General features: G+C 62.7%; 20 protein-coding genes. 15 read left to right on the top strand and 5 right to left on the bottom strand.

Annotated features, from left to right (window positions below):
* Positions 1-102: 102 nt before the first annotated feature.
* The 4 genes from A2I95_RS07760 to A2I95_RS07745 are packed head-to-tail and all read left to right on the top strand — an operon-like array spanning position 103 to position 3,727.
* Positions 103-1,080 carry a glycosyltransferase family 2 protein gene (locus tag A2I95_RS07760; protein WP_291729223.1) on the top strand — a complete coding sequence of 326 codons (978 nt, stop codon included), beginning with the start codon at positions 103-105 and terminating at the stop codon, positions 1,078-1,080.
* The gene (locus A2I95_RS07755; protein ID WP_291729222.1) at positions 1,077-1,475 is read left to right on the top strand and encodes a GtrA family protein; all 399 of its coding nucleotides are present in this window, start codon (positions 1,077-1,079) and stop codon (positions 1,473-1,475) included. The genes A2I95_RS07760 and A2I95_RS07755 overlap by 4 nt, the downstream gene beginning before the upstream one ends.
* A gap of 18 nt (positions 1,476-1,493) precedes the next feature.
* Positions 1,494-2,258, top strand: coding sequence for a methyltransferase domain-containing protein (locus A2I95_RS07750; protein WP_291729221.1), 765 nt, complete (start codon positions 1,494-1,496; stop codon positions 2,256-2,258).
* A complete protein-coding gene (locus tag A2I95_RS07745; protein ID WP_291729220.1) occupies positions 2,255-3,727 on the top strand; it encodes a hypothetical protein in 1,473 nt (490 codons plus the stop codon). The genes A2I95_RS07750 and A2I95_RS07745 overlap by 4 nt, the downstream gene beginning before the upstream one ends.
* A 44-nt stretch (positions 3,728-3,771) precedes the next feature.
* On the opposite strand, the gene nadC is transcribed toward A2I95_RS07745, so the two are convergent.
* From nadC to nadA, 3 genes are read right to left on the bottom strand one after another with little or no spacing between them, the layout of a single operon-like run.
* Entirely contained in the window at positions 3,772-4,626 is an 855-nt protein-coding gene (gene nadC, locus A2I95_RS07740; protein WP_291729219.1) for a carboxylating nicotinate-nucleotide diphosphorylase, read from the bottom strand.
* Positions 4,627-4,636: 10 nt separating this feature from the next.
* A complete protein-coding gene (locus A2I95_RS07735; protein ID WP_291729218.1) occupies positions 4,637-6,190 on the bottom strand; it encodes an L-aspartate oxidase in 1,554 nt (517 codons plus the stop codon).
* A 3-nt stretch (positions 6,191-6,193) separates the two neighbouring features.
* The gene (gene nadA, locus A2I95_RS07730; RefSeq protein ID WP_291729217.1) at positions 6,194-7,246 is read right to left on the bottom strand and encodes a quinolinate synthase NadA; all 1,053 of its coding nucleotides are present in this window, start codon (positions 7,244-7,246) and stop codon (positions 6,194-6,196) included.
* 289 nt (positions 7,247-7,535) lie between these two features.
* On the opposite strand from nadA, the gene A2I95_RS07725 reads away from it, so the two are divergent.
* From A2I95_RS07725 to A2I95_RS07715, 3 genes are read left to right on the top strand one after another with little or no spacing between them, the layout of a single operon-like run.
* Entirely contained in the window at positions 7,536-8,240 is a 705-nt protein-coding gene (locus tag A2I95_RS07725; protein ID WP_259989705.1) for an ABC transporter permease, read from the top strand.
* Positions 8,240-8,950, top strand: a complete 711-nt coding sequence (locus A2I95_RS07720; protein ID WP_291729216.1) for an ATP-binding cassette domain-containing protein — start codon at positions 8,240-8,242, stop codon at positions 8,948-8,950. The genes A2I95_RS07725 and A2I95_RS07720 overlap by 1 nt, the downstream gene beginning before the upstream one ends.
* Complete coding sequence (locus tag A2I95_RS07715) at positions 8,947-9,750, top strand: substrate-binding domain-containing protein (protein ID WP_291729215.1); 804 nt, start codon at positions 8,947-8,949, stop codon at positions 9,748-9,750. Before A2I95_RS07720 ends, A2I95_RS07715 begins: the two co-directional genes overlap by 4 nt.
* Positions 9,751-10,008: 258 nt before the next feature.
* On the opposite strand, the gene phnF is transcribed toward A2I95_RS07715, so the two are convergent.
* Positions 10,009-10,722 carry a phosphonate metabolism transcriptional regulator PhnF gene (phnF, locus tag A2I95_RS07710; protein ID WP_291729214.1) on the bottom strand — a complete coding sequence of 238 codons (714 nt, stop codon included), beginning with the start codon at positions 10,720-10,722 and terminating at the stop codon, positions 10,009-10,011.
* A gap of 107 nt (positions 10,723-10,829) precedes the next feature.
* On the opposite strand from phnF, the gene phnG reads away from it, so the two are divergent.
* The 7 genes from phnG to phnN all read left to right on the top strand — a co-directional run bounded on the left by phnG (position 10,830) and on the right by phnN (position 16,009).
* On the top strand, positions 10,830-11,282 hold the full coding sequence (gene phnG, locus A2I95_RS07705) for a phosphonate C-P lyase system protein PhnG (protein WP_291729213.1): 453 nt from the start codon (positions 10,830-10,832) through the stop codon (positions 11,280-11,282).
* Positions 11,282-11,866 (top strand): phosphonate C-P lyase system protein PhnH, encoded by a 585-nt coding sequence (phnH, locus tag A2I95_RS07700; protein WP_291729212.1) that lies wholly within the window; start codon positions 11,282-11,284, stop codon positions 11,864-11,866. The genes phnG and phnH overlap by 1 nt, the downstream gene beginning before the upstream one ends.
* A gap of 3 nt (positions 11,867-11,869) precedes the next feature.
* Positions 11,870-12,970 (top strand): carbon-phosphorus lyase complex subunit PhnI, encoded by a 1,101-nt coding sequence (locus A2I95_RS07695; protein WP_291729211.1) that lies wholly within the window; start codon positions 11,870-11,872, stop codon positions 12,968-12,970.
* A 133-nt stretch (positions 12,971-13,103) separates the two neighbouring features.
* The gene (locus tag A2I95_RS07690; RefSeq protein WP_291729210.1) at positions 13,104-13,988 is read left to right on the top strand and encodes an alpha-D-ribose 1-methylphosphonate 5-phosphate C-P-lyase PhnJ; all 885 of its coding nucleotides are present in this window, start codon (positions 13,104-13,106) and stop codon (positions 13,986-13,988) included.
* A complete protein-coding gene (phnK, locus tag A2I95_RS07685; protein ID WP_291729209.1) occupies positions 13,988-14,758 on the top strand; it encodes a phosphonate C-P lyase system protein PhnK in 771 nt (256 codons plus the stop codon). Before A2I95_RS07690 ends, phnK begins: the two co-directional genes overlap by 1 nt.
* Positions 14,759-14,768: 10 nt before the next feature.
* Positions 14,769-15,452 (top strand): phosphonate C-P lyase system protein PhnL, encoded by a 684-nt coding sequence (phnL, locus tag A2I95_RS07680; protein ID WP_291729367.1) that lies wholly within the window; start codon positions 14,769-14,771, stop codon positions 15,450-15,452.
* Positions 15,449-16,009, top strand: coding sequence for a phosphonate metabolism protein/1,5-bisphosphokinase (PRPP-forming) PhnN (gene phnN / locus A2I95_RS07675; protein ID WP_291729208.1), 561 nt, complete (start codon positions 15,449-15,451; stop codon positions 16,007-16,009). Before phnL ends, phnN begins: the two co-directional genes overlap by 4 nt.
* On the opposite strand, the gene A2I95_RS07670 is transcribed toward phnN, so the two are convergent.
* A complete protein-coding gene (locus A2I95_RS07670) occupies positions 15,991-16,674 on the bottom strand; it encodes a DUF1045 domain-containing protein (protein ID WP_291729207.1) in 684 nt (227 codons plus the stop codon). The two genes, phnN and A2I95_RS07670, sit on opposite strands and share 19 nt — an antisense overlap.
* Before the next feature lie 50 nt (positions 16,675-16,724).
* On the opposite strand from A2I95_RS07670, the gene A2I95_RS07665 reads away from it, so the two are divergent.
* On the top strand, positions 16,725-17,867 hold the full coding sequence (locus A2I95_RS07665) for an alpha-D-ribose 1-methylphosphonate 5-triphosphate diphosphatase (protein WP_291729206.1): 1,143 nt from the start codon (positions 16,725-16,727) through the stop codon (positions 17,865-17,867).
* Positions 17,868-17,879: the final 12 nt, after the last annotated feature.

Here is a 17,879-nt window from a genome sequence, read left to right as displayed (position 1 = left end):
TTGCAATTTAAACCCTCAGCGGGCTGCCGTTGCCTTGGCTGTGCCGGATCGGTCAGTATCTTGGTTAACGAGCAGTTAACAAACAGTATTGGGGGCGAGAAAGTGCAGCTTTCCGTTGTTGTGCCCTGCTACAATGAAGAAGAGTCGGTCCCCATGCTGGTGGAGCGGCTGGTGCAGGCCATTGAACCATGGGCGCAGGACGCCGAAATCATCCTGGCGGATGACGGATCCAGCGACCAAACCTGGGCGGCGATCGAAGCGGCCCATGCCAGATACCCTGTGGTGCGCGGCATCCGCCTGTCGGCGAACCGCGGCCACCAGGTGGCATTGACGGCCGGGCTGGAGGCTGCGCGGGGCGCGCGTATCTTTATGCTGGATGCCGACCTTCAGGACCCGCCGGAAATCCTGCCTGACATGATGATGATGATGGACCGCGGCTATGACGTGGTATACGGGCGCCGGGCAGAACGGCAGGGGGAGACCCTGTTCAAGAAGGCCACCGCCTATCTGTTCTACCGCTTCCTGAACACGCTGTCGGATGTGGATATTCCCAAGGACACCGGCGATTTCCGCCTGGTCAGCCGCCGCGCGCTGACGGCGGTGCTGGCGATGCCTGAGCGCGCGCGGTTCATCCGCGGCATGTTTGCTTGGGCAGGATACAAACAGATCGGTCTGGAATACGTCCGCGATGCGCGGGTGGCTGGCGTCACAAAGTACCCGTTCCGCGCCATGCTGCGCTTTGCCACTGACGCGCTGACCGGCTTTTCCACCAAACCGCTGAAGATGGCGACACGGCTGGCGTTCCTGAGCCTTTATGTGACCTTCCTGATGGCGGTCTATGTGTTCCTGTCGCTGATCCTCTACAGCACCGCGCCCGGCTGGGCGTCGATGCTGCTGGCGATTTCTTTCTTCTCGGGCATCCAGCTGCTGACGCTGGGGATCATGGGGGAATACATTGGCAGGCTGTACATGGAGAGCAAGCAGCGGCCCATGTATTTCCTGTCTGAGGAGACCGGCGGCAAAACCACGGCTGATCCGGTGAGCATCAAGCCCGCCCCCCTGCGCAAGGAAGCATCATGACCATGGCTGTTTCCGGGGGCGATGCCGGGCAGATCCTGCGGTTCTCCGTCGTGGGGGCCGCGGTCGCGGGGCTTTATGTGGTGGGCTATACTGCGCTGCTGACGGCGGGCATGGCGCAAGCGCCAGCCAATGCGCTGGCCTTTGCGGCAGCTGTCACCGTGCAATATGTGCTGCAAACCTGGTGGACCTTCCGCCGCCCGTTGGGGCTGCCGGATCAGATGCTGCGGTTTGCTTGCACCATTGCCGCGGGCTTTGCCGTCTCGGCACTGATCACCGGTGTGATCGGCCCGGTGCTGGGCTGGGCAGGCTGGCTGTCTGCCGCTGCCGTCACGGTGATCCTGCCGGTTCAGAATTTCATCATCTTCCGCCTCTGGGTTTACGCCGCGGCTGGCTGACAATCGAACGGAGCAATCATGTCCCATATCTATTCCAACGAGTTTTACGACTATATCGACCAGGGCGCGCGCTCCTCCGCGCAGGCGATGATTTCTGTGGTGCAGCCGCATCTGCAGGCGGGCAGTGTGCTGGATTTGGGCAGCGGCCGCGGCGTTTGGCTGAGCGAATGGATCAAAGCCGGCGTGATGGATGTGGCCGGCGTTGATGGTGATTATGTAGATCGCGACCGGCTGGCAATCCCGCGTGAGCAATTCCACGCTGCTGACCTGACCAAACCCTTTGACCTGAAACGCAAGTTCGACCTGGCGCAAAGTCTGGAAGTGGGGGAACATCTGCCTGAGGCGGCTTCGGAGCTGCTGGTGGATAGCTTAACCTGCCACGCCGACCGGGTGCTTTTCTCAGCCGCGGTGCCGGGGCAGGGGGGGGAATTTCACATCAACGAAAAGCCACTTTCATTCTGGCAGGAGATGTTTGCCGCACGCGGCTTCTCTGCCTTTGACTTTGTCCGGGTCCAACTGAAGGACATCGAGGGCGTCGAGCCTTGGTATCGCTATAATACCGTTCTATACGCCAATGCCGCTGGGCGAAAAAGCCTGCCGCAGGCGGTGCTGGCTGCGGAAATCCCGGCTGGGCAGAACGTGCCGCTGGCTGGCAGTCTCGGCTGGCGGATGCGGAGGGGGATCGTCTCGCTGATGCCGCAGCCATTGGTAACCAGAATCGCCCAGGGCCGCGCCGCGGTGCTGGCCCGCCGTGCCCGCCGCCTGCAGGAGGCTGCAGGATGACACTTGCCACCGCCGGCAGCACTGCTCTGCAGCGACCTGCAGTGCCGCAATTGCTGGTAACAGTTGCTGCGGTCTTTGCCCTGATGCTGTTGTCCGCGCTGCCCCAACTGGATGATCCAATGATCCGGCATGACGACTATCCGGCGCTGCTGGCGGATCCATTATTGTTCTATTCCAAAACCCTGACCGAAGGACGTTGGGTCAACTACCTGTGGCATTTGCGCGGGGTGGTGACCCCGGCCTGGGTTAATTTCCTGGCCTACCAGCTGTTGTGGGCGATCTATCTGGGCTGTCTCGTGCATAATGCTCTTGGCCGGCAAACTGAGGTCTGGCAGCGGGTGATGGTTGCGTTGATTGCCGGGCTGTGTCTGCCATCGGTGCTGATCTCGCTGTGGTTCAACACGCTGATCCCTGGGCTGGCCATTCTGGCGCTGTATGGCTGGCTTGCCACCCGGCTGAGCGAGCGGACCTGCCGCTGGCTGATGCTGGTCTTTGTTCCGGCGGCGCTGATGTCATATACGACCTACCCGTTTTTGATCCTCGCGATGAGCCTGACCCGCGCAGATGCCGCACGATCGGCAAAGGATCTGGCGGGTCTTCTGGCGCTGTTCATTGCGAGCTTTGCCCTGGGAATGCTGGCAATCTATTCGCTGAACTATGCCGAACACGGGGTGTTCGGCGTGCCGATGGCAGACTGGCGCAATCCGAGCCCTGCAACGGATCTGGCCTCGGCATTGAAAAACTCCAAACTGGCCGCGGACTTCCTGGTGAATCTGGTGCTGAAGGGCGGTTACAGCATCACCTGGCTGGCGCTTCTGCAGGCTGCACTGCTTGGCTGTGCCGTGTGGGCCTTGCTGCGCCGGGATAAATGGCGGGCGCTGTACATGCTGTCCGGGGCCGGGCTGGGGCTGGCGCTGATCTGCCTGCAGGTCATTCGCAGCGGCATCGACATGCCGGTGCGGTCCGGCGGGTTTCTGTGGGCATTTGGCGCAATATTTGTCGGATTGTTCGCCCTTCAGCTGCGCAACAGCGGGCGGGCCCGGCTGAGCCGCAACCTGCTGTTTGCCTTCACGGCCCTGTATGTGATCTTTGCCGGGCTGACACACTATTTCTCTACTGAGTGGAACCGCCTGAGCCGGCAGATGGCGGCAGAGCTGGCCGGCGGGGAAGGGACGGTTTATGTCACCGGCACCTATCTGTCCCTGGAAGCGGCCAATAAATCGGACCTGCAAAAGGATCAGTCAGTCGAATTCCGGCTGAATTACCTGACCGGGCGGGACATCGTGATATGCGAAAGCCGCCCCGAAGACTGTGCCGGCCTGCCGGAGGAGATGCGCGGCGGCTTGCGGGAGGGCCGGGGCTTTGAAGTGCGCCACATACCCGGCGGGTCGGTGCTGATGCTATCGCCCAAGGCGCTTCGGGAAGGCAAGCTGGAGGCTGCCCGGAAAAACCGCCAGTCTGACGACTAACCCCGGGCGGCCCCGGCTGTTCGAACCGGCGCATCGGGGCCGTGTTAGAAATCGAGGCCCAGATCCAGGGTCCGCGCCGAATGGGTAAGCGCGCCGGAGGAAATGTAATCAACCCCGGTTGCAGCCACTTCGGCAATGCGGTCCAGGCGCATGTTGCCAGAGGCCTCGGTCACCACTTGGCCCTTGGCGATTTCTACGGCTTTGATCAGAGTCGGGGTGTCCATGTTGTCCAAAAGCACAACATCGGCACCGCCGGTGGCGATGACTTCAGTCAGCTGGTCCAAAGTATCGACTTCGATTTCCACTTTCATCATGTGGCTGACGCTGGATTTGGCAGCGTTTAGTACGGCGCGAACACCGCCAGCGGCAGCGATGTGGTTGTCCTTGATCAGGATGGCGTCAGACAGGCCGAACCGGTGGTTGTAGCCGCCGCCATGCAGCACCGCCTGCTTCTCGGCGATGCGCAGGCCAGGCGTGGTCTTGCGGGTGCAGGTGATGCGGGTGGCGGTGCCCTTGGTTTCGGCAGCAAAGGCAGCAGTAAGCGTGGCGATGCCGGTCAGCCGTCCGGCGAAGTTCAGCGCCACACGCTCGCCTGACAGGATCGAGGCGGCAGAGCCGTCGATAGTCATCAGAGTATCGCCCTTTTTGCAAGGGCGGCCATCGGGCAGGAGCGTTTCCACTTTCAGCCTGGCATCGACCAAGTGAAAGGCAATGCGGGCGATTTGCATGCCGGAGACAATACCGTCCTCGCGGGCATTCAGCCGGGCGGTATAGGTGGCGGTAGCCGGAATCACCGCACGGGTGGTGATGTCGCCGTTCTGGCCCAGATCCTCCATCAGGGCGGCACGCACCATCGGTTCCAGGATCATGTCGGGCAGGGTGGCGAATTGGGTGCTCATGTCAGCTCCTTCACAGCCGGGAAACAATCCGGTCACGGATTGCCAGGGCCTCGTCCAGGGTGATGCGGGTGCGGTGGGCCTGTGCTGGATCCGGCTCGGGAAAGTCGTCGCGGAAATGACCGCCGCGGCTTTCCTTGCGCTGAAGCGCAGCGGCGGTGATCAGCGTGGCGGTGGCGCACATATTGGTGAAGTTCTCGTCCGCGGCCTGCTCGGCTTCGAGCCGGGCAATGGCAGTCAGCGCCTGTTTCAGGCCTTGGGCGGTCCGGCGCACGCCGGCAAGAGTGGTCATGGCCTCCCGCAGGTCATTGACTGCTGCAGCGTCCAGATCCTGTCCACCCGGCGGGAAGTCGGGGGAGATCTCGTTCACGTCTGCCGGGGTATCCAGAGACGCGATGTCCTTGGCGGCATTGCGGGCATAGACCAGTGCTTCCAGCAATCCGTTGGAGGCCAGCCGGTTGGCGCCATGCAGTCCGGTGGAGGAGGCCTCGCCGCAGACCCAGAGGTTGGCCAGGCTGGTGCGGCCCTGAAGGTCTGCTTCGACACCGCCCATGTGGTAATGGGCGGCAACGGCGACCGGGATGGGGTCCTGCACCGGGTCGATGCCGGCTCGGGCGCAGGTCTCAGCCACGGTGGGGTATCGGGTCAGCACTTCGGCGCCGAGTGCTTCACGTGTATCAAGCATCGGGCGGCGGCCGCCTTGGGTCTCGGCAAAGATCGCGCGGGCGACGATGTCGCGGGGGGCAAGCTCGGCGTCCGGATGCTCAGCCAGCATGAAGCGTTCACCGTTCGAGTTGACCAGCACCGCGCCTTCGCCGCGCAATGCTTCGGTCGCCAGCGGAGCCGGGTCTTCACTGATGTCAAAGGCGGTGGGGTGGAATTGCACAAATTCCGGGTCGGCGATGCGGGCGCCGGCACGGGCGGCAAAACCGATCACCTGGCCGCGAATGCGGGGCGGGTTGGTGGTGTGGGCATAAAGCCCGCCAGAGCCGCCGCCAGCGAGCAGCACGCCGGGGCACTTGATCAGCACCGGGGCAGAAGGCGCATCAGCGCGGGTGATCCAGATGCCGGTAACGGTGCTGCCTTCGGTTTCAAGGCGCACAGCCTGGGTGTTTTCCAGCACCTGCACGGACGGCGCCGTACGCACGGCTGTAATCAAGGTCTGCATGATCTTGCCGCCGGCCTGATCGCCTTTCACGCGCACCACACGGGCGGCGGAATGGGCGGCTTCGCGGCTCATCACATAGTTGCCGCCGGCATCGCGATCAAATGGGGTGCCAAGGTCGGTCAGGTCGACGATGTGCTCGCGCGCGACCCGTGTGACCATCGCGGCAACCTTAGCATCGACCGTGCCTGCGCCTGCCTGCAGAGTGTCGGCTGCGTGAGCTTCGGGCGTGTCATGGCTGGCCATGGCCGCCGCAACGCCGCCCTGTGCCCAGGCGGAGCTGGCGCCTTCGCCCAAGGATTCCGGTGAGATCACCAGAACCGGCCGCGGTGCCAGCTCAAGCGCAGCGTAGAGCGCGCCCAGGCCTGCGCCGGCAATAACAATGCGGCCGGTTTCGATCACAGATCAGACGCCAAGTTTCTGGCTGAGGTCAATCATCCGCTGCACCGCGACACGGGCCTTTTCGGCCACAGCTTCATCGACCACGACAGGCTCGGACATGGTGTGCAGAGACCACAGGATCTTCTCCAGCGTGATCTTCTTCATGTAGGGGCACATGTTGCAGGGGCCGACAAAATCCACCTCGGGCAGCTGGTCGGCGATGTTCGAGGCCATCGAACATTCGGTGATCAGCATCGCCTTTTCCGGCTTCTCGTCGGTCACGTATTTAAGGATGCCGCTGGTGGAGCCGGAGAAATCGGCCTCATTCACCACATCGGGCGGGCATTCCGGGTGGGCAATCAGCCGCGTGCCGGGGTTCCATTCGCGGAAATCGCGAAGATCCTGGGCGGTGTATTGCTCGTGCACGATGCAGGAGCCTTCCCACCAGACCACGTTTTTCTGCGGCACCTGTTTGGCGACGTTCTGGGCCAGATACTGGTCCGGTGTCATGATGACGGTGTGGCTGTCTTGCGCGGCGACGATCTGTGCCGCGTTCGACGAGGTGCAGCAGATGTCCGACGCGGCTTTCACCTCAGCCGTGGTGTTCACGTAGGAGACCACCGGCGCGCCGGGATATTTGGCGCGCATCTGTTCGATGCCCTCGGCGGTGATTGATTCCGCCAGCGAGCAGCCGGCCTCCATGTCGGGAATCAGTACCGTCTTGTCCGGGCTGAGGATCTTGGAAGTTTCGGCCATAAAATGCACGCCGCACTGGACGATCACATCGGCCTCAACCTTTGCCGCCTCTATCGCCAATTGCAGGCTGTCGCCAACCACATCCGACACACCGTGATAGATCTCGGGCGTCATGTAGTTATGCGCCAGGATCACCGCGTTGCGCTGCTTTTTCAGCTCCAGAATGGCCGCAACATAAGGCGCATGGGCGACCCATTCGATGGGGTTCACCACGCGGTTCATCCGCGCGTAAACATCCGTCATCTTTTCGGCAAGGGCAGGATTGGGTGCCAGATCGTACTGGCTGGCGAGTTGATCCCGCATGGATTGCAGGTCGAACATGGCAAGTCCTCAAAGTTGCGTCCAAGGGGACACTTTGGACGGGGGTTGTTTCATGTTCATTTGGCGCACGCAAGCACGCGAGAGGGGTTTTGCAGCCAAAAGCGGTGATTTGGCGCTAACAGGCGGCATCTTCGGGAAGCCGTTACTTCTCAGATGGGTATCGGGGGCAGAATTTTCCAGCCGGATTGCCGTTTTTGGCTGTCCCGGCGTCTGCTCCTGTGATTTGGAGCCGCGCAAAGCCATGTTAGACCGGGCCAGTAGTTGGCCTTTGGAAGGGTGACCGGACGCAATGAATGATCTGTGGGCAGGACTGAGCCAGGCCTTTTGGCTGCTGGCGACGCTGGACGCGGATCTGGTCGAAATCACCCTGCGCTCGCTGCGGGTGACGCTGACCGCGCTGGCGATTGCCTGTGCCATTGCGCTGCCATTGGCGGCGTTTCTGGCGGTGCGCCGGTTCCGGCTGCGCCGGGCGACGATTGCAGTGCTGAACGCCCTGATGGGGCTGCCGCCGGTGGTGGTGGGACTTGTGGTCTATGTGTTCCTGTCGCGGGCCGGGCCGTTTGGTGTCTTTGGCCTGCTGTTCACGCCCACAGCGATGATCATCGCACAGGTGATTATCGTGGTGCCCTTGGTGGCCTCGGTTGCGCATCAGTCGCTGCGCGAGCTGTGGAGCGATTACCACGACCTGCTGATTTCGATGAACGCGACCCAGCTGCAGCGCATTCAGGCGCTGTTGTGGGACGGCCGCCGGGCGCTGCTGACCGCGGCGCTGGCGGGGTTTGGCCGCGCCATTGGCGAGGTTGGGGCGATTATGGTGGTGGGCGGCAATATCGACCACGCAACGCGGGTGCTGACCACGGCGATTGCGCTGGAGACCGGCAAAGGCGAGTTCGCCATGGCGCTGGGACTGGGGTTTGTGCTGATCGCGCTGGCAATTGCGGTGAACCTGGCAATTCACTGGCTGGGCCGGACTGAGAGCGAGGGGCGCTGGTGATGCAAATGTTCCCGCTGGTGGCCAAGGGCGCTATGGTGCGCCGCCGCAGCAAGGTTCTGGTCGGACCGGTGAATCTGACACTGGGCGGGCAGGGCACCTCGATTGTGATCGGTCCCAATGGGGCGGGCAAAACAACGCTGCTGAAGATGCTGCATGGCATTGTGCGGATGAACGGCGGCAGCCTGGACTGGGCCTGCCCGCTGGACGAAGCGCAAAAACATCAGGCCTTTGTGTTCCAGACGCCGGTGATGATGCGGCGCTCGGTGATCGACAACATCGCCTATCCGCTGCGGTTGACCGGCATTGCCCGCAAGGCGGCGCGCGCGCGGGCGGCCGAGTGGGCAAAACGGGTGGGGCTGGGGGAAATTCTGGACCGCCAGGCGACCATGCTGTCCGGCGGCGAGCGGCAGAAACTGGCTCTTGCGCGTGCCCTGGTGCGTGAGCCGCAAGTCTTGTTTCTGGATGAACCCTGTGCGGCGCTGGATGGCCGTGCCACCCGCGAAATCGAGGAAATCCTGGCCCATGCATCCGAGAGCGGCACACGGCTGGTTATGTCCACCCACAACATGGGACAGGCGCGGCGGCTGGCGGATGAAGTGATCTTTGTCCTCCAGGGCCGCATTCATGAATTCAGTCCGGCGGGCGATTTCTTTGCCGGACCCGAAACCCCTCAGGGGCGCGCATTTCTGAACGGAGATATTGTAGAATGAAACATCTGATTATTGGTGCGGTTGCCTCTATGGCAATGGCCACGGCAGCGCTGGCGGAAGAAATGAAGATGGCTGTGACCACTTCTTTCCACAATTCCGGCCTGGCAGAAATTCTGCTGCCTGAGATCAAGAAGGACCTCGGCCTGGATGTGCAGCTGCTGGTGGTTGGCACCGGCCAGGCGATCCGGCTGGGGGAGGCGGGCGATGTGGATGCGATCCTGGTGCATTCCAAGAAGGCCGAAGAGAAGTTCCTGGCAGACGGCAATGGCACGCACCGCCGCGAGATCATGTACAATGATTTTGTCTTTATCGGCCCTAAAGCGGATGCGGCAGGTGTGGCTGGCGCTGAGGATGCTGCTGGTGCGCTGCAGAAGATCGCCAGCGCAGGAGCCGCCTTTGTCAGCCGCGGCGATGACAGCGGCACTCACAAAAAAGAGCTGAGCCTGTGGGCATCGGCGGAGCTGGACTCCGCAGGCTTTGGCGAATGGTACCGCGCGGTCGGCGCAGGGATGGGGGCGGCGCTGAACACCGCGTCGGGCATGGATGGTTATATCATGTCCGACCGGGCGAGCTGGCTCAATTTTGGCAACAAAGGTGGCTTGGCGCTGCTGTTTGCGGGTGATCCGGTGTTGTTCAACCAATACGCCTACATCCCGGTGAACCCGGAAAAACATGTTCATGTGAAGAATAGCCAGGCGGTGCAACTGGAGGCTTGGCTGGTTTCGGACAAAGCACAAGAGCTGATCAATGGCTATCAGATCAATGGCGAGACGTTGTTTGTGTTCAATGCCAAACAGTAGCGTTTTTTGATTTGCACGCTGAGCCCCTGCTGTCTGCGGGGGCTGTTCCATTGCGGCGGTACTCCCGCCCATTCCGGGTATCAAAGATACCCTGCAAAGATTGGGCGTGGCAGCCGCGCTGTGCGCGGCAGGGGGTGTTGCAATTGAGCAGACAGCAATTGAGGCCGAAGCGGTTGCGCTCCGCGCGCCAGCGCGGCGCCCGGCCCAACTGAGAGGTGCATTTTCAAAATGCTCCGGAACAAGCGGGAGCTTCTTGTTTCAGACCCCGCCGCCAACGGTCAAGGTAACCCGGTCGCCGGCAAACCAGGTGCGGCCGAACTCGACGGGGCGGGTCTCAGGGTCAGTATTGATGCCCGTGGTGCGCAGGATCGGGCTGCCTTCGGCGATCTTCAGATGCAAGGCCTGGGTTGCGTTGGCGAGTTTGGCCGTGATCCGGGTTTCGGCGCGTGTGTAGTCCTCAACACCGTGTTTTTGCAGTGCCGCGGTGACTGAGCGCAGATCTTTAAGTGCGTCCAGCATTTCGGGAAACCGGTCCGCGGGAAAGATACTTTGAAACAGGGCGATGGGCTGGCCGTCAGCAAGGGACAGCCCGTCATAGACATGCACCTGGGCGCCAGGATCCAGCTGCAGCGCATTGGCTTCACGGGGCGCCGCGGCGCGGGTTTCCAGCATCAGGATCTGTTTGGCGGGGCTGCGCCCCTCGCGAGTCAGGTTCTGATGAAAGCGCACCCGCTTGCCGATTGGATAGTCCGTTGGTTTGGCCGCCACGAACACCCCGGCGCCGCGGCGCGGGTGCACCAGGCCCTGTTCCGCCAAATCGGCCAACGCCCGGCGCACAGTGTGGCGGTTCACCCCGAAACGTGCCGACAGCTGCGCTTCGGCGGGCAGCTTGCCTCCGGTCTCGTAGCGGCCTTGTGCGATGTCGTCTGTCAGCGCAATGGCAATGGACTTCCAAACGGGGGTGCGGGCCATGTCATGTAACTTTCACAAGTCTTGGATTGCGCCGGCGGGGGCGATTCAAGTATCATTTGTCTAGTTGTATAGAATATGTAGACAACCTGGCCAAGAGGCTTAGACAAATGAAGACGAATTTTTTTGCAGAAGACCGCAAGGGCTGGATGAGCTTGCTGGCCGCTGCTGATGAGGACCGGCTCGCTGAGCTGTGGCAAGAATACGGGGCCGATCCGGCTTGTGAATGGCTGCGCGCACCGGAGGCGGGCGGTGTTATGGTCCAGGGCCGCATGGGCGGGTCCGGTGCCTCGTTCAATCTGGGTGAGATGACCGTCACCCGCTGTACGCTGGCGCTGGAGGACGGAACGGTTGGCCACGGCTATGTGCAAGGCCGCAGCAAAGCAAAGGCCGGAATAGCCGCCAAGATCGATGCGCTGATGCAGACTGGTGCGGCGGCCAGCCTGCGTGCCGCGGTGCTGGAACCGCTGGCCGCCGAAGGCAAGGCCCGCAAGACGGCCCGGGCCGCCAAGGCCGCAGCGACCAAGGTTGAGTTTTTCACAATGGTGCGGGGAGAGGACTGATGCCGCAGCAGCTTCAGAACACGGCCTATGCCGGCGGGTTCAGCAATCCGCCGGTGGTTTCGGCCCAAGCGTTTCGCGCAGCGATGAATGCGATGGCACGGCCTGGCCGGATCGAAGGGATCACCGGCGCCGTCCCGCCCGAGAGGATTTCGGTTGCCGCAGGCAGCCTGCTGCTGACCCTTTGTGATCCGGAAACCGGCGTCTATCTGGCCCCGGATGTGGATAGCGAAGTCTTGCGCGGTTGGCTGGCCTTTCACACCGGCGCGCCTATCGTAGCGGCGGAGCTGGCGGATTTCGCCCTCGGCAGCTGGGCAGCGCTGACGCCGCTTGACCGCTTCCGCATTGGGACGCCGGAGTATCCGGATCGCTCTGCCACCCTGATTGTGGAAATGCCGGGATTCGGCGCGGCCAATGCCGTCTTGTCGGGACCCGGCATCAAGGACACCGCAAAGATGGCGCTGCCCGGTATGGCGGCTTTGCAGAACAACACGCTGCTTTACCCGCTGGGGGTGGATTTGTTCTTTACCTGCGGGACACAGGTGGCTGCATTGCCCCGGTCCGCCCAAATCAGCGCGGAGGCCTGAACGATGTATGTGGCAGTAAAAGGCGGTGAGCGGGCGATTGACAACGCCCATGCCTGGCTGGCGGAAAAGCGCCGCGGCGACACGGATGTTGCTGAACTTTCCCTCGCCCAGATCCGCGAACAGCTGGGCCTGGCGGTGAACCGGGTTATGGCGGAAGGATCCCTGTACGATCCGGACTTGGCGGCGCTGGCGATCAAGCAATCGCGCGGCGATCTGATTGAGGCGATCTTTTTGATCCGCGCCTACCGCACCACCTTGCCGCGGTTTGGGTATACGCAGCCGGTGGAAACCGGCGGGATGGCCTGCGACCGGCGGATTTCAGCAACGTTTAAAGACGCGCCGGGCGGTCAGGTGCTGGGGCCGACCTTCGACTACACCCACCGCCTGCTGGATTTCAAACTGGCGGCAGAGGGCGAAGTGCCGCAGGCTCCGGTTGCAGAGCCGCGCATGGAAACAACGCCGCATATCGCCGACTTCCTGCTGGGCGAGGACATCATTGAGCGTGAGCCGTCCTCGGACGCGGTGCCGGGGGATCTGACCCGCGAGCCGATGTCCTTCCCGGCGGACCGTGCGGTGCGGCTGCAGTCGCTGACCCGCGGGGACGAGGGCTTTATCCTCGGCATGGCTTACTCAACCCAGCGCGGCTATGCCCGCAACCACGCCTTTGTCGGTGAGCTGCGCATCGGCACGGTGCCGGTGGAGATGGAAATCCCGGAGCTGGGTTTTGCCATTGAAATCGGCGAGGTGGAGCTGACTGAATGCGAGACCGTGAACCAGTTCAAGGGCTCCAAGACGGTGCCGCCGCAGTTCACCCGCGGCTATGGTTTGGTCTTCGGCCAGTCAGAGCGCAAGTCCATCGCCATGGCGCTGGTCGACCGTGCGCTGCGCTGGGAGGAACTGGGCGAGGACAACGTCGGCGCTGCCGCACAGGACGAGGAATTTGTCCTGTGCCATGCCGACAATATCCAGGCCACCGGCTTTCTGGAGCATATCAAGCTGCCGCACTATGTGGACTTCCAGTCCGAGTTGGAATTGGTCCGCAAGCTGCGCAGGGAAGCGGCGGAGCTGGCAGAGACGCTGGCTGCGCGGGAGGCCGCGGAATGACCTATTTACAGCCTTTTCCGGCGCTGCGGCGCCCCAGAAAGTATGCAATGCCAAGAAACGCCAGTCCAATGGCCAGGCCAGAACAGAAACTCACAGGATCCATGGAAACCTCCGTGTGCCGGGAGAGTAGGAAATGATTTATGAAGATCGGCTGGCGGATGCTGGCGGCTACAACTTTGCATATCTTGACGAGCAGACCAAGCGGATGATCCGCCGGGCGATCCTGAAAGGGCTGGCTGTGCCGGGGTATCAGGTGCCCTTTGCCAGCCGCGAGATGCCGATGCCCTATGGCTGGGGCACCGGCGGCGTGCAGGTCTCGGCCGCCACGCTGACGCCGGATGATACGCTGAAAGTGATCGACCAGGGCGCTGATGACACCACCAACGCGGTCTCGATCCGCAAATTCTTTGAAAAGACTGCGGGCGTTGAAACCACCGAGGAAACCGGAAAGGCCAGCATAATCCAGACCCGCCATCGGATCCCCGAGGCGGAGCTGACCGAGGATCAGATTCTTGTCTATCAGGTGCCGATCCCGGAACCTCTGCGCTTCCTTGAGCCGCGCGAAACCGAGACCCGCAAGATGCATGCCTTGCAGGAATACGGGCTGATGCACGTGAAACTTTATGAGGACATCAGCCAGCATGGTGCGATTGCCACCGCCTATGCCTATCCGGTGAAGGTAGAGGGGCGCTATGTGATGGACCCTTCGCCGATCCCGAAATTTGACAACCCCAAGATGGAAATGGCGGCGATCCAGCTGTTCGGCGCAGGCCGGGAGCAGCGCATTTATGCGGTGCCGCCCTATACCAAAGTCGTAAGTCTGGATTTTGAGGACTATCCGTTCGAAGCCAGCAAGGCAGATCATGCTTGCGACCTGTGTGCAGCGGAAGACAGCTACTTGGATGAGGTGATCCTGGATGACGCGGGCAACCGGATGTTTGTCTGCTCCGACACAGATTACTGCCGCTCGCGGCGCAACGCAGGCCATACCGGACGCCTGGGTGAGGAGGCAGCGTGATGACACCTTTGCTGCAAGTGAAGAACATCGCCAAACTCTATGGCGCCCGGATCGGCTGCACGGATGTGAGCTTTGACCTCTACCCTGGCGAGGTGATGGGGATCGTGGGCGAGAGCGGTTCTGGCAAGTCGACCCTGCTGAACAGCCTGGCGGGCCATCTGACGCCGGACCGGGGCGAGGTGATCTTTGACACCCGCGGTGATGGGCCTGTGGACACCGTCACCATGTCGGAACCGGCGCGCCGGATGCTAAGCCGTACCGACTGGGCGTTTGTGCATCAGCATGCCCGCGACGGGTTGCGGATGCCGGTCAGCGCTGGCGGCAACATCGGTGAGCGGCTGATGGCCGTGGGGGACCGCCACTATGGCGCGATCCGGGCGCGCGCCGCGGATTGGCTGGGCCGGGTGGAGATTTCCGAAAGCCGCATTGATGATCGTCCGTCGGCTTTTTCCGGCGGCATGCAGCAGCGGCTGCAGATCGCCCGCAATCTGGTGACCGGCCCGCGGCTGGTGTTCATGGATGAGCCGACCGGCGGGCTTGATGTCTCGGTCCAGGCGCGGCTGCTGGATCTATTGCGAGGCCTCGTCCGCGAGATGGGGCTGAGCGCCATCATCGTTACACACGACCTGGCGGTGGTGCGCCTTTTGGCGGACCGGCTGATGGTGATGAAGGATGGCCGTGTGGTTGAAACCGGGCTGACCGATCAGGTGCTGGATGATCCCCAGCATGGCTATACCCAGCTGCTGGTCTCCAGCGTGCTGCAAGTCTGAGGGCAGGATGATGATTGAACTGAACAATGTAAGCAAAAGCTTCACCCTGCATAATCAAGGCAGCGCGGCGATTCCGGTGATGGAAAACGCCACGCTGAGTGTGAAGCCCGGTGAATGCGTTGGCCTGACCGGGGCCTCGGGGGCCGGTAAGTCCACCTTGATGCGGGTGATCTATGGCAACTATCTGGCAGCGTCCGGCAGTGTGATGGTGGGCGGCGTCGATGTTGCCAAGGCCGAGCCGCGTGAGATCCTGACGCTGCGCCGCGAGACACTGGGGTATGTCAGCCAGTTCCTGCGGGTGGTGCCGCGGGTGCCGGCGCTGGATGTGGTGGCCGAGCCGCTGCTGGCAGTGGGAACGCCGCTGGAACTGGCGCGCGACACGGCGGCCTCGCTGCTGGCGCAGCTGAACATTCCGGAACGGTTGTGGAGCCTCAGCCCGACCACTTTTTCGGGCGGGGAGCAGCAGCGGGTGAATATCGCACGCGGCTTTGCTTATGGCTATCCGGCGCTGCTGCTGGATGAACCGACTGCGAGCCTGGATGCGCAGAACCGCGCTACCGTGCTGGGTTTGATAGAAGATGCCAAGGCGCGCGGGGTGGCGATCATCGGCATTTTTCATGATGAGACGGCGCGCCGACAGGTTTGCGACTGGTTTGTGGATGTGTCGGGCTTTGCGCCCCAGGCCGCGGCATGAGTGTGCCTGCTGAAAAGGGGGCCGTTATCGCGGTGGTCGGGCCATCGGGGGTGGGCAAGGATAGTTTGATGTCTGCCCTGGCGGTCTCCGGCCCCCAGTTGCGGCTGATGCGGCGGGTGATCACCCGCGCGCCCGAGGCCGGCGGGGAGGACTACCAGTCCGTCACGGAGGCCGAATTTTCCGCCCTAGCGGAGAATGGTGTCTTTGCCCTGCACTGGCAGGCGCATGGGCTGCACTACGGCATCCCGCGCGACATAGAAAAGTTGCGGGAAGGTTCGGGGGGTGTCCTCGTGAATCTTTCGCGTTCCGTGTTGCTGGAGGCACAGGACGTGTTCGGGGATTTCATCGTGTTGTCAGTGACCGCCGCGCCGGAGGTTCTGGCAGACCGTCTGCTGGCGCGCGGACGGGAAGATGCGCAAGAGGTACGGCGCCGTCTGACGCGCGCCGCCAATCCGCTTCCCAACGGGCTGTGCCGTGTTCATGAGATTGACAACAGCGGTGCGCTCAGCGCGGCGGTGCAGGCCGCGCTGGCGGCCATTCAGCCGGAAAGGGCGTAGCGATGGATCAGGTGGAACCGGCCGTCCGGCGCCTCGCCCATCAGCGCCAGATCCCGGATTACAAAGGGGGCAGGCAGCAGCGGGAGGAGATGCGTGTTGAGCGCGTCTTGCACTGCAGGCAGCTGCGGCTTGGGCAGTTTGCCGGTCAATGTGATGTGAAAGCGGAACTGGCCCAGGACATAGGGGTAGCCCCAGCGGCTGAGGTTTGCTTCCTGCTCCGGGTTCAGCCCTGCGCCGCGGCGGCGTTCCAGCTCAGCCTCAGACGCGGGCGCGCGGAACGGGTCAAGCTTTGTCACGCAGGCGGCGGCCAGCGCCATCAGCGCGGTCTCGTCCCCGGCCGGGCGCAGGGCCAGGAAACGGCCCAGCCGCGCCAGCTGCAGCCCATCCAGCGTGACCGGTTTTTGCGAGGCGGCCAGCGCCGCGCAGGCATCCTCCAGCGCCGATCGGGTCTGCCCCCCGGCGAGATGCATTGGCGGCTTCAGGGTGGCGTGCAGCCCGTATTTGCGCGGCACATCGGTGATTGCCGCCACATCCAGCCCGTGAACCTGCGGGTGGGGCAGGTCCAGACCCGCTTCCATGTCCCAGCCCAGCCAGCTGGCAGCAAACCGGCTCCACGCGGCCTCGGCAGGCGGGGCGTAATAGATCGCGTATCGCGTGAATGTCACATTGGCCTCCTAAACGTGGCCTTCCATAGCTCGAAAGATGTGAAGTTCAGATGACAGATGAATTGATCTTTGCCAATGCCACGCTGGTGCTGCCGGGCGAGACCCGGACCGGCGTTGTGAAAATCACCGGCGGTGAAATCACTGATATTGCCGAAGGGGCCTCGATCCCGGCAGGAGCCGTGGATTGCGAAGGCGACTACCTCTGCCCGGGGCTGGTGGAGCTGCACACGGACAATCTGGAACGTCACATCCAGCCCCGGCCCAAAGTGGACTGGCCGCATGCCAGCGCCATCATCGCCCATGATGCGGAACTGGCGGGCACAGGGATCACCACGGTGTTTGATGCTATGCGTGTGGGGTCGATCAGCCGCAGGGAAAGCCGCTACGGCGCCTATGCCAGGCAGCTGGCCTCCGAACTGCTGGAGCTGCGGGCTGCGGACGCGCTGAAGATCTCGCATTTTCTGCATCTGCGGGCCGAAGTTTGCAGCGATACGCTGATTGATGAACTGAATGCGTTTGGAGATGCGGACCGTGTAGGGCTGGTTTCGCTGATGGATCACACGCCGGGCCAGCGGCAGTTCCGCGATATCGCAAAACTCGAGCAATACGTGAAGGGAAAGCATGGGTTCGATGATGCGGCTTTTCAGGCACATGTTGCGCATCTGAAAGAGCTGCGCGAAACCTATGGCGACGTGCATGAAGCTGAGGCGGTGAAAGCCGCCAGGCGGTTCGGTGCCGTGCTGGCCAGTCATGACGACACCACAGCAGGTCAAGTGGCTGTTTCAGCCCGGCATGGCATCAGCCTGGCGGAGTTTCCGACAACGGTTGAGGCCGCGCAGGCCTGTCATGCGCAGGGGATCAAAGTCATGATGGGGGCACCGAACTTGATCCGCGGCGGCTCGCATTCCGGCAATGTGGCGGCGCATGAGCTGGCGGAGTTGGAACTGCTGGACATTCTGTCGTCAGACTATGTCCCTGCGGCGTTGCTGATGGCAGCCGTTAAGCTGGGCGATCTCTGGGGCGACATGGCGCGCGGCCTGGGCACGGTAACCCATGCGCCGGCCGATGCAGTCGCGCTGGGCGATCGCGGGCGGCTGGAAACCGGCAAGCGTGCTGATCTGATCCGGTTCCGGTTGAAAGCCGGCGCGCCCGCCCTGCGCGGAGTCTGGTCGCGCGGTGAGCGTGTGGCCTAAGCAGCCCGCAAT

Source organism: Leisingera sp. F5 (assembly GCF_001593695.1).
Note: the sequence above shows the minus strand (reverse complement) of the source record. Positions and strands in the feature narration are given on the sequence as shown.